The 11,204-nt window shown below is 70.1% G+C and carries 11 protein-coding genes; 7 read left to right on the forward strand and 4 right to left on the reverse strand.

Translation table 11 applies throughout. The features are described from left to right. Positions 1-33: 33 nt before the first annotated feature. On the forward strand, positions 34-534 hold the full coding sequence (locus tag JJ691_RS24840; RefSeq protein WP_249228161.1) for a CGNR zinc finger domain-containing protein: 501 nt from the start codon (positions 34-36) through the stop codon (positions 532-534). A 14-nt stretch (positions 535-548) separates the two neighbouring features. Continuing rightward, a complete protein-coding gene (locus JJ691_RS24845) occupies positions 549-2,192 on the forward strand; it encodes an MOSC and FAD-binding oxidoreductase domain-containing protein (RefSeq protein ID WP_211771107.1) in 1,644 nt (547 codons plus the stop codon). Here the strand turns inward: JJ691_RS24845 and JJ691_RS24850 are convergent. The 3 genes from JJ691_RS24850 to JJ691_RS24860 all read right to left on the reverse strand — a co-directional run bounded on the left by JJ691_RS24850 (position 2,187) and on the right by JJ691_RS24860 (position 5,892). Beyond that, on the reverse strand, positions 2,187-2,642 hold the full coding sequence (locus JJ691_RS24850; protein ID WP_211771108.1) for a nuclear transport factor 2 family protein: 456 nt from the start codon (positions 2,640-2,642) through the stop codon (positions 2,187-2,189). The genes JJ691_RS24845 and JJ691_RS24850 overlap by 6 nt on opposite strands. Before the next feature lie 54 nt (positions 2,643-2,696). Continuing rightward, a complete protein-coding gene (locus JJ691_RS24855; protein WP_211771109.1) occupies positions 2,697-3,560 on the reverse strand; it encodes a hypothetical protein in 864 nt (287 codons plus the stop codon). Positions 3,561-3,627: 67 nt separating this feature from the next. Beyond that, positions 3,628-5,892 (reverse strand): glycoside hydrolase family 3 C-terminal domain-containing protein, encoded by a 2,265-nt coding sequence (locus JJ691_RS24860; RefSeq protein ID WP_211771110.1) that lies wholly within the window; start codon positions 5,890-5,892, stop codon positions 3,628-3,630. Between the two features lie 201 nt (positions 5,893-6,093). Between JJ691_RS24860 and JJ691_RS24865 the strand changes: the two genes are divergently transcribed. From JJ691_RS24865 to JJ691_RS24885, 5 genes are all read left to right on the forward strand, one after another. After that, a complete protein-coding gene (locus tag JJ691_RS24865; RefSeq protein WP_211771111.1) occupies positions 6,094-7,083 on the forward strand; it encodes a LacI family DNA-binding transcriptional regulator in 990 nt (329 codons plus the stop codon). 98 nt (positions 7,084-7,181) lie between these two features. Next, a complete protein-coding gene (locus tag JJ691_RS24870) occupies positions 7,182-8,027 on the forward strand; it encodes a hypothetical protein (RefSeq protein WP_211771112.1) in 846 nt (281 codons plus the stop codon). A gap of 292 nt (positions 8,028-8,319) precedes the next feature. Beyond that, positions 8,320-9,033 carry a chitinase gene (locus JJ691_RS24875; protein ID WP_211771113.1) on the forward strand — a complete coding sequence of 238 codons (714 nt, stop codon included), beginning with the start codon at positions 8,320-8,322 and terminating at the stop codon, positions 9,031-9,033. Positions 9,034-9,066: 33 nt separating this feature from the next. Continuing rightward, on the forward strand, positions 9,067-9,483 hold the full coding sequence (locus JJ691_RS24880) for a cysteine/serine endopeptidase inhibitor (protein WP_211771114.1): 417 nt from the start codon (positions 9,067-9,069) through the stop codon (positions 9,481-9,483). A gap of 153 nt (positions 9,484-9,636) precedes the next feature. Beyond that, entirely contained in the window at positions 9,637-10,650 is a 1,014-nt protein-coding gene (locus JJ691_RS24885; RefSeq protein ID WP_211771115.1) for an NAD-dependent epimerase/dehydratase family protein, read from the forward strand. Here the strand turns inward: JJ691_RS24885 and JJ691_RS24890 are convergent. Beyond that, positions 10,647-11,195: a TetR/AcrR family transcriptional regulator gene (locus tag JJ691_RS24890; RefSeq protein WP_211771116.1), complete on the reverse strand. Its 549-nt coding sequence runs from the start codon at positions 11,193-11,195 to the stop codon at positions 10,647-10,649. The two genes, JJ691_RS24885 and JJ691_RS24890, sit on opposite strands and share 4 nt — an antisense overlap. Between the last annotated feature and the right edge of the window lie 9 nt (positions 11,196-11,204).

Here is an 11,204-nt window from a genome sequence, read left to right on the forward strand (position 1 = left end):
TGTAACCTGTCAAGCATGGGTTTGGAGGTTAGGGTGAGCGAGACCGACGAGACACTGCTGCTGGACCTGCTCAACACGACCCCGGTGGTGGACGGCACGCAGCGGGACACCCTCGAGGACGCCGCGACCGGCCGGGATTGGCTGGTCGCGCACGGCCAGGAGGCCTCCGACGACGAGTGGCGGGCCGTCGTGGACGCCCGCGACGCGTTGCAGGACGTGGTCCGCGGCGATGCGACCGCGGCCGAGCTGACGCCCTTCGTGACCGGTATCGGCTACCGGGCGTCGCTGGCCGGAGACGGCCTGGCCTGGACCGCCGACCTGCCGGCCGGGCGAACCGCCGCCGCGCGGGCCGTGCTCGCCTGGGACGCCCTGCGCACCGGCAGCCCGGGCCGGCTGCGGCCGTGCGCCAACCCCGAGTGCCGACTGTTCCTGATCGACCACAGCAAACCGAACAGCGCCCGGTGGTGCTCGATGGCGTTGTGCGGCAACCGGATGAAGGCCCGCCGGCACTACCAGCGCAGCCGTCAGGGCTGAGGGAGGCGATCACCGTGGCGCGACTGCTGTCACTGAACGTGGGCATGCCCAAGGACGTGCCCTGGCAGGGCCGGACCGTGCACACCGGCATCTTCAAGCACCCGGTCGAGGGCGCGCGTATGGCCCGCCGGCTCAACATCGACGGCGACGGGCAGGGCGACCTGGGCGGCCACGGCGGCGAGCAGCGGGCCGTCTTCGTGTACCAGCGGCAGTCCTACGACTACTGGCGGCACGAGCTGGACCGGGACGACCTGGAGTACGGCAACTTCGGCGAGAACTTCACCGTGGACGGGCTGCTCGACGACGAGGTGCACATCGGCGACCGGTACCGGATCGGGGACGCCGAGTTCGAGGTCAGCCAGCCCCGGGTGACCTGCTTCCGGGTCGCCCTGCGGCTCAACGAACCGGAGATGCCGTCGCTGCTGGTCGCCCGGCATCGGCCCGGCTTCTACTTCCGGGTGATCGAGGAGGGCGAGGTGCGGGCCGGCGACGAGATCATCCGCACCGCCGTCGGACGGCACGAGATGAACGTCGCCGACATCGACGCCTTGTTGTACCTGCCGAAGCGGGACGTGGTGCAGCTGCGCAAGGCCGTCGACATTCCGGCGCTGAGCCCCGGTTGGCGGGCCTCGTTCCAGGACCTGTTGGCCCCCAAGGCCGAGCCGGTGGTCAAGGGCTGGCCGGGGTTCCGACCGTTGCGGGTGACGGAAATCGTGCCGGAGAGCAGCACCATCGCCTCCATTCATCTGTCCACACCGGACGGTTCACCGCTGCCCACACCGTTGCCGGGCCAGTTTCTGACGCTGAAAGCCGCCAGTCAGGTGCGGAGCTATTCGCTGTCGGCGGTTTCCGACACCGAGTACCGGATCAGCGTCAAGCGTGACGGCGTTGTCAGCACCTTCCTGCACACGCGGCTGAGCGTCGGCGACACCCTGGACGTCGCCGCACCGCGTGGCGACTTCACCTTGCAGGACAACGACTCCCCCGTTGTGCTGCTCTCCGCCGGCGTCGGCGTGACACCCGTGTTGGCGATGCTGCGGGCCCTGGCCGACACCAAGCGTGAGGTGTGGTGGCTGCACACCACCCGGTCCGTCGCGGAACACGCCTTCCGCGACGAGGCCCACGGCCTGCTCGCTGGATTGCAGTCGCACGAACACGTCTACTACACCGCTGACGGCAATCGCCTGAACCGCGACGCGCTGGCCGATCTCTCCTTGCCGCCCAACGCTTCCGCCTACCTGTGCGGGCCAGCCGGCTTCATGGACGACATGACCGCCGCCCTGCGCGATCTCGGCGTCACCGACGTCCACTCCGAGCTCTTCGGGGCCCTGCCGGCGATCAACCCCGGCATCGTCGACGCCGCGCCGACCACCCCGCACCAGCCCGACGGCCCGGTCGGCACCGGCCCGCGGATCACCTTTGCCCGCAGCGGTCTCACCGTCCGGTGGCGGTCCGACTTCGACAACCTGCTGGAGCTGGCCGAGGCCTGCGACGTGCCGACCCGCTGGGCCTGTCGCACTGGGGTCTGCCACACCTGCGTGACTCCCCTGCTGTCCGGCGACGTCCGGTACCGGCCCGACCCCCTGGAACCGCCGGCCGCCGGCGCCACGCTGGTGTGCTGTGCCCGCCCCACCGACGACCTGGTGCTGGACCTATGACGTGAGCTTGAAGCTGGGCAGGTCCTTCAACGACAGCTGCGCCTCGTAGGTACGCCGCTCGTAACCGGTGTGGCTGATCCGCCAGACACCGTCCTCGCGCCGGTAGCGATCTTCGTAGAAGGCGTGGCCGATGATCACGATGTCGTACCTGGCGATGATCACGGTGTCCTGGAACGCCCACGTCCCGGTGGCCTCGTCGCCGTCGATGTCGATCTCGGGCTGGGCGCAGAGGTGGGCGGTGACGACGTCCGGCCCGAGCCGCCGGCGCATGAACGCCGTGATCTCCTCCCGCCCGCGCAGCACGACCGGCTCCCCTTCCACCGGAGTGCCGTAGGCGGCCGTGGCGTCGGCGGTGAACGTCTGCGAGAACTCGTCCCACAGCTTGCGGTCGACGCAGCGCAGGTAGCGGTACTTCAGCCGGCGGATCTCCTCCAGGGCAACCAGGTCCATGATCCCCAGCATCCGCCAGGGACCGCGCCGATAGCAAGAACGTGTTCTAGTTTTCTACGGCCGGGTCAGGTCGAGGCCGGCCACCAGGGTCTTGGCCACGCCGGTGACGACCTTGGTGGCGCCGGCGAAACCGCCGGCCAGCGGCTGCTGGCTCAGTGCCACCACGACGTAGCGCTGGTCGGCCCCGACCAGGCCGGTGGTGTGCACGTCCCAGGCCGGGCGGCAGCAGGCCCAGGCCTGCTTGGCCCACCACTCGCCGTCCGGCACCGCCTGGGTGATGCCGAAGTCCTGGTCGGTGCCGTCGGCGGCGTGGGCCGTGGCGGCGAGGTCGGACAGCAGCACCTCGCGCTGGCCGGCGGGCATCTTGGTCATCACGTACTGGTAGATCCGCACGACGTCGGCCGCGGTCATGGTGGTGTCACCCCAGCGGCCGGGGTCGCGCGGCGGGACCGTCGCCCGCAGGCCCATGGCCCGGACCTCGCGGGTGACGATCGCCGGCCCGCCGTCGGCGGTCCACAGCTGGTTGGCGATCTGGTCGTCGCTGGTGGACAGCATGCCCTTGACCCGGGCCAGATTGTTTCCGGCCAACCGGCCTGAGGCGGCGAGGTCGGTGGCGATGAGGAGCTTGGTCAGCGACTCGGCGGCGAACGGAGTGTCCTCGTCCGACCGGCTCACGTACCGGCCGGCGCGCAGGTCGTAGACGGCGGTGGCCAGTCGGACCTGGGCCGGCAACGAGGTGGTGGCTGTTGTGGACACTGTCGAACTGGCCACCGACGTGGTGGTCGGAACCGGTTTCTCGGCGGTGGCGACGCCGGCCGATCCCTGGCTCTGCACCACTACGACGACAGCCACGAGCGCGGCGACCGCGACCCCGATCACCGTCACCGGCTCGGTCAGGTCCCGTCGTCGCTGTCTCACGGCCCTATGTACGCGGACCTGGGACGATCGGCTCAAACACGCAGGTGGGAACTGACATGTGCGGGGATCAACCGAACGTCAGCCGGCGGGCGCGCGTCCCCGGCTGCGTGAACACGACGAACACGTCCCGCACGCCCGGGGCCTCGCCGGTGATCGGCGCGATGTGCTCGGCGACCGGTCCGGGCGGCACGGCCAGCACGCCGATCAGCGGTCCCTTGGGATCATCCAGGTGCAGCCCGGCGTACAGCGAGAACCGGCCCGGGTTGTCCGCGACCAGGCCCCAGGTGCGGCAACCGGCCAGGTCGCAGCCCCGCAGCGCCAGCCAGGACCGTTGCGCCGTCGCGGCCATCGCCGGCCCGTCGACCAGCGTCAACCCCGCGGTCTCGTCGACCCTGGTGCACAGCAACGACATTCCGGACAATCGACGGACCGGGATCTCCACCCCGACCGTCGCGAGGCGGGCCGAGTGGCCGCCGACCAGCACCTCGTGCTCGGCCGTCTCCAGCACCCAGTCCTGCGTGGTGACGTCGAAGAACGACACGTCGTCGGCGGTGAGCGCGAACGTCACCGTGCGGGAACCCCGTGCCGGCACGGCGATCCTGGTGAAGTGCCGCAGCTGGCGGACCGGTTGGCGCACCCGCGAGGTGAGCTGGCGGGTGTAGAGCTGCACCACCTCTTCGCCGTCGCGGAAGCCCATGTTGCGCACGCGGACCGACACCGTGACACGGCCGTCGATCTCCAGAGTGGGCGCGCTCAGCACCGGCGGGTCGTAACGGAAAGTGGTGTAGCTCAGGCCGTAGCCGAAGGGGAACAGGGGTTCCGCGCGTTGGTGCAGGTAGGTGTCGAAGGCCGTGTCCGTGGCGCGGTACCAGGTCTGCGGCAGCCGGCCGGTGGGAGAACGCTCTCCGAACAACACTTCGGCCACGGCGGCGTCAGTCTGCTCGGCCGGAACACTCCAGAGGATGCCGGCGACGTTGGCCTCGGCCCAGTCCAGCGCGTACGGCCGGCCGCTCAGCACCACCAGCACCGTGTTCGGGTTGGCCGCCCGCACCGCCCGCAGCATCCGGTCCTGCTGAGCCGGTGGCAGCAGGTTCTCCCGGTCCCGCGGCTGGCCGTTGTCCCCGATCACCACCAGCGCGACGTCGGCGGCGGCCGCCGCCTCGGCCGCCCGGGTGGCGCCGTCGGACACCGCCTCCCAGATCACGTTGTCGATGGCGACCAACCGTCCGCTGTGGACATAGCGGAGCGAGACGGTCCCGCCCTGCGCCGGCTTGACCTCGACCACCTGGCGGCAGCGGCCGTTGCGCAGTTCGAAGACGTGCCGGGACCATTCGATCGCGTCGAACACGGCGTTGTCCCCGACCGGCACGCCCATCCGCAACTCGTCACCGACAGCCACCAGGCAGCGACGGCCGTCGGCCTCGCGGAGCAGCACCCGGTCATTGCCGCCGGTTTCCGTCACCGTGCCACCGGCCGCGGTGACCATGCCCCGCACCGCCGCCGGCAGGCCGCCCGGCTGGCCCGGATGCACCACGGCGACACGCATCCCCGGGCCGACGAGCAGTGGCAGCAGGCCGTCATTGCGCAGCAGCACAACGGCTTCGCGGGCGACGGCCAGCGCGACGCCGTCGTGATCACCACCGGACGGCACGCCCACGTGTCCGTACAAGGTGTCCAGCCGGGACCGCGCGGCGGTGATCTCCGCCTCGTCGACCCGACCGTCGGCGGCCGCCGCCACGAGTTCGTCCAAGACTTGGCCGCCATCGATGAAGCCGTCCACACCGGATTTCACCGCCGCCACCGCGGATCCGCCCTCGCCGCTCAGGAACACCGGGGCGCGGCCGTCGCTCCACAGCCGCAGTCCTTCCTGGATCAGCAGCCGGATCAGCGTCGACTGCTCGTCGAACAGCTGCCGCGGCAGCACCAGGCCCCGCGCGCCGCCGGTCTCGAAAACCGCCCGGTAGGCCGGTAACTCCTGTTCGTGCAGGGTGCGCGCGGTGAATCCCTGGCGATGGCAGGAGTCCACGTCGAAGTCGGTGATCACCGGCGCGCACGCGCCGCTCATGCCGAACAGGTGAGCCGCCGCCAGCCGGGCCGCCAGCAGCGAGTCCTCGGCGTAGGCGAGGTCGTTGCGGGCCAGCCGCGGATCTTGGATCGCCTGGTCCAGCCGCACGCCGACGACCCTGCCGGCGTGCCGGTCGCCGAACGCGGCGCCGACCCGTCGGGCCAGGTCAGGGTCCCAGGTCGCGCCCAGCAGCAGCGGCGCGACGTCGGGCCGGGGAGTGTCGATCGGCGGCCGGACCAGCCCGGCGAGCGCGTCGCTGTCAGCCATGTTGTTCCTCACGCCACCCGAGCGACCATCGGTTTCCCCGAACGCGGGGCACAACCTAAGCAGCCACTGTCCGGCCGGTCAAGCGTGATCATCGTGGTTGGTCTGAACCTTTTTCCCAGCTGACAAGCGGAGAACTGGACCTTCGACAGTTTCGCGTTGATCATCCTTGCGTCTACGTGAGTCCTCAACTAACTTCGCGGCGTGGCGACCATTCACGACGTCGCGCGGGCCGCAGGTGTGGCGCCGAGCACGGTGTCCTATGTGATCAGCGGCAAGCGGGCGGTGTCGCCCGCGACCCGAAGACGAGTGCAGCAGCAGATCCGACTGCTCGGCTACCGGCCGCGCGGCAGCGGACTGGTCGTGCGCAGCAACCTGCTCGCACTGCTGGCGCCGCAGCGGCCCGGCGTGGAGACCCCGACCCTCATGCGGTTCACCGCCGCGGCCACCGCCGCCGCCAGCTCGTTCGGCATGAACCTGTTACTGCTGACCAAGGACTCCGATCCCGGGGAGTTACGCGCGGCGGTCGTCGGCTCGCTGGCCGACGGGCTGATCGCGCTGGACGTGACCGCCACCGACCGCCGAGTGCCGATGCTCACCGCGCTGGACCGGCCGACCGTGCTCGTCGGTGTGCCGGACCATCCCAACGCGATCACCTGTCTGGACCTCGACTTCGCCGCCGCGGCCGCGCTGTGCGTGAGCCATCTGGCCGAACTCGGGCACCGGAACGTCGGGCTCGTCGGGCTCGCGCCGGCCGTGCAGCGGCGGGGCGTCAGCCAGGCCACCCGCTTCCGGCAGGGAATGCTGGACTCCGCCACCCGGCACGGGATTCGCGTGTGCATCCGGCCCTGTGACGACGATCTCGACGCCATCCGGTCCTGTCTGGACGGACTGCTGGCCGACGGGGCCACCGCCCTGGTGGTGCAGAACGAGAACGCCCTGACCCCGCTGATGACCGAGCTGGCGGCCCGGGGACTCGTTGTGCCGCAGGACATCTCCCTGATCGCCGTCGGCCCGCACGGTGGCGACCCGTGCACGCTGACCACCGTCGAGGTGCCAGCCGCCCAGCTCGGCCAGCTGGCCGTGCAGATGGTCGTCAGCCAGCTGGAGGGCTCCCCGGCCCCCGAGATCCGCCTGCTGCCGCCCCGGCTGGCCGTGCGCGCCAGCACCTCCATTCCGTCCACTTCGGACTGACTGCTGTCGAAACAGTCGAATACCGCCGCTCGGTGAACCATTCCGCACGCGGTCCACGTATGCGAGACGGGGCGTGGACGACGTGACAGGAGTACGCCATGAGGATCAGTTACGCGGCGGTTCCGCGAAAGTTTCGAGTCGCCGCCGTGTTGCTCGGGGTCGCCGCCGTGGCCGGCGGAGCGGTGGCAGTGGCTTCCCACAGCGGCACCGCCAACGCCGCCGACGCCGTGCCCACCGTGGTGTGCCCATCGGTGTCGGACAAACTGCCGGCCATCCCCGCCGCGGCCCAGGCCGAGGTGACCCGGAACCTGAACCTGCTCACCACCCAGATCACCGAGGCCAACCAGCGGTTGGTCAGCACCCAGGGGCAGGGCGGCCCCAACTTCGTGAACAACGCCATCCTCGGGCCGCTCAAGGACAAACGGGTCTCCACCATCGACCGCATCGCCACCGCCATCGGCCGGCACGCCGCCAAGCCCACCGGCCTGGACTCGCTCGCGCCGTGCACCCTGAGCACCGGCGGCGGCGCTTCGGGTTCCGGTGGCTCCACAGGCGCTTCTGGTTCCGGCTCCGCTGCCAGCGGTTCCACCTCCGGCTCTGCCGCCAGCGGCACCACCAGCTCCGCCCCGGCCGGCTCCGCCGGCGGTGTGCCGACCGTCAACTGCCCGTCGGTCGAGGACAAGCTCCCCGCCGTGCCCGCCGCCGCCCAGGCCGGCGTCACCACCGAACTGGCCAACCTGGCCAAGGAGATCACCGAGGCGAACAACCGCCTCGTCACCTCGCAGGGCCAGGGCGGCCCCAACTTCGTCAACAACGCCATCCTCGGGCCGCTGAAGGACAAGCGGATCGCCGTGCTGGACCGCATCGCCATCGACATCGGCCGGGTCAGCGGGAGCAAGCCCGCGGGTCTGGCGGCGCTGGCCCCCTGCACGCTCAACCAGTGATCACCTGACCGCTGGCACACCACCACGTCGACCGGGTTCTCACTGGGCGGGTGTCACTCCGAAGCGTGACGGCTGGACAGCGCCACTCTCTCGTAGTGACTTTCCCTCATGTTCAGACGAGAACCCGGTTCACTTTTTCTGCGAGAACCGCATGTCCAGCCGGTTTTCGCGTGATCAAAAAACAGTTCCAGACGGTGCACACTTTACGGTCGTTGACACCAGCGGCGGGTTTGCCAGGATCAATTGCGTTGACAGGCGTCCTGTTTTCCTCTCCGCTGGAAGGAGCAGTTCGATGCTCGTACGACGTGTCGCGGCGGCTTTGGCGGCCGCGGCCATCACGGTCGGGTTGGCCGTCACACTGCCGACCGCCGCCACCGCGAGGCCGGCCGGATTCACGGTCAGCGAGGCTCAGTTCAACCAGATGTTCCCGAACCGGAACGCCTTCTACACGTTCCAGGGCCTGACCAACGCCACCGGCGCCTACCCGGCCTTCACCACCAGCGGCGACGACGCCACCCAGAAGCGGGAGGCGGCCGCGTTCCTGGCCAACGTGAGCCACGAGACCGGTGGCCTGCAGTACATCGTCGAGCTGAACACCGCCAACTACCCGCACTACTGCGACGCGAGCCAGCCCTACGGCTGCCCGGCCGGCCAGGACCAGTACTACGGCCGCGGGCCGCTGCAGCTGAGCTGGAACTTCAACTACAAGGCGGCCGGCGACGCGCTGGGCATCGATCTGCTCAACAATCCGTCCCAGGTCGAAAAGGACCCGACCGTGTCCTGGAAGACCGGCCTGTGGTTCTGGAACAGCCAGACCGGCGCCGGCAAGATGACCGGCCACGACGCGATGGTCAATGGCGCTGGCTTCGGCGAGACCATCCGCAGCATCAACGGGGCCCTGGAGTGCGGCGGGCAGAACGCCGACCAGATGAACGACCGGATCAACCTCTACAAGCAATTCACCGGCATTCTCGGCGTCGACCCCGGCGGCAACCTCAGCTGCTGATTCCGTCCTTCTATTCCAGGAGTTAGCCACCACATGGCCATCGTCAAGAAGGCGCTCGTCGCGCTGGCCGTCGCCGGCACGATTCCGCTCGCCGTCGCCGGGACCGCCTACGCCGACATCCCGTTCAACCAGCCGGTCAACGGCAACGCCACCTACTACGACAGCGTCGGCTACGGCGCCTGCGGCACGCAGATCAACGCCGGCACCGACTACCTGGTCGCCGTCTCCCCCAGCTACTGGACCTCCGCGAACCCCAACAACGACCCGCTCTGCTCCGGCGTCTCGGTCCAGGTCAGCTATAACGGTCAGACCGTTACAGTGCCGGTCAAGGACCAGTGTCCCGGCTGCGACGCGTCGCACATCGACCTCGGCAAGCCGGTCTTCACCCAGCTCACCGGCGGCACCGACCTGGGCAACATCCCGGTCACCTGGCAGTTCGTCCACTCCTGACCGGCGGCATGAGGACGGCGATCGGCCGGCGGGCACCGCCCCGCCGGCCGATCGCCGTAACCGAGCTCTCACTCCCACCGAGGTCGCACCCGCCCGCCACCGGTGCTACCTTAGTTTCATTAGCCGAATGGCTAACGAACTGGAGGAGCTGGGATGAGCGAGACGGTGCTGGTCACCGGGGGCACGGGCTACGTCGCGGGCTGGTGTGTGGCGGAGCTGGTCAAGCGGGGCTACACGGTGCGGGCGACGGTGCGCAGCGCGGCGAAGGGCGAGCAGGTGCGCGGCGCGGTGGCGACCGAGGTGGACCCGGGCGACCGGCTGGAGTTCGCGATCGCGGACCTCACGTCGGACGACGGCTGGGCCGAGGCGGTGGCGGGCGTGGACTACGTGTTGCACGTGGCCTCACCGCTGGGCATGCACGGCGGGGACGCGGAGTCGCTGATCGTGCCGGCCCGCGACGGCACGCTGCGGGTGCTGCGCGCGGCCACCGCCGCCGGAGTGAAGCGGGTGGTGATGACGTCGGCGGCCAACACGGCCAGCCCATCGTCCTATCAGGACGAAAGCGTCAACGACGAGACGGTGTGGACGGATGTGAACGACCCGACGCTGCAACCGTATCGCCGGTCGAAGACGGCCGCGGAGAAGGCGGCCTGGGACTTCATGGCCACCTACGACGGCCCGACCACACTGGCCACGGTGTTGCCGGGCGCGGTGTTCGGCCCGCTGCTCAGCGCCAACACCCTGGGCTCGGTGCAGATCATCGGCCGGCTGCTGAAGGGGATGCCGGGCACGCCCCGGATCGGCTTCGAGGTCGTGGACGTGCGGGACCTGGCCGACGCGCACATCCGGGCGATGACCACGCCAGAAGCAGCCGGACAGCGTTTCCTGGCCACCGGCGAGTTCATGTGGATGCTGGACCTGGCCCGCGCGCTGCGGGACGGTCTCGGCAAGGACGCTGCCAAGGCGCCGACCCACAACCTGCCGGACGTGGCGGTCCGCGGGCTGGCCAAGTTCGACGGCACCCTGAAGGAGCTCCTGCCGGCGCTGGGCCGCCGCGCGGTGCACACCACGGCCAAGGCCGAGCGGGTGCTGGGCTGGAAGTCCCGGCCGGGGGCCGAAGCCGTCGTCGACTGCGGCCGAAGCCTGTTGGCCCACAACGCCGTCTAGACGTCCAGGATGCGCAAGCACAGCCGACGCAACAGATCCCGCAGCTCGGCGTCGGACAGGTGCTTCATCCGGGGCACCACCGGCCCCACGTCGGTGGCCATGTAGTACGCCGCCTGCTGCTCGACGGTCGGCTCGTCGCCGAACATCAGCCGCAGGCCGCGGGCCGTCTGCGCGCGCAGCGCCTCGCCGATCCGCCCCTCCCGGCGCACGGTCGGGGCGATGCGGCTCAGCGGCGACATCGACCGGCTGGCCACCACCTGGTCCACGAACCCGTCGACCAGGAACTCCTTGCGGGCCAAGCCATCCAACCGCTCGGCCGCGGCCAGAGTCTGCTCGAACGCCGCGATGCTGCCCTCCAGCAACGCCTCCAGGATCGCCATCTTGGTGCGGAAGTAGTAGTAGACGTTGGCCTTCTGCACGCCCATGGTGTCGGCGATCAGCTGTAGCGAGGTGCCGTCGAACCCCCGCTCGGCGAACAGCCGGCGGGCCGTGTCCAACACCGTCTTCCTGGTCCGCTCGGCCTGCTCGGCCCTGCTCGACGCCATAGCCCGATA

The organism is Kutzneria sp. CA-103260, assembly GCF_018263855.1.
Classification (GTDB): domain Bacteria; phylum Actinomycetota; class Actinomycetes; order Mycobacteriales; family Pseudonocardiaceae; genus Kutzneria.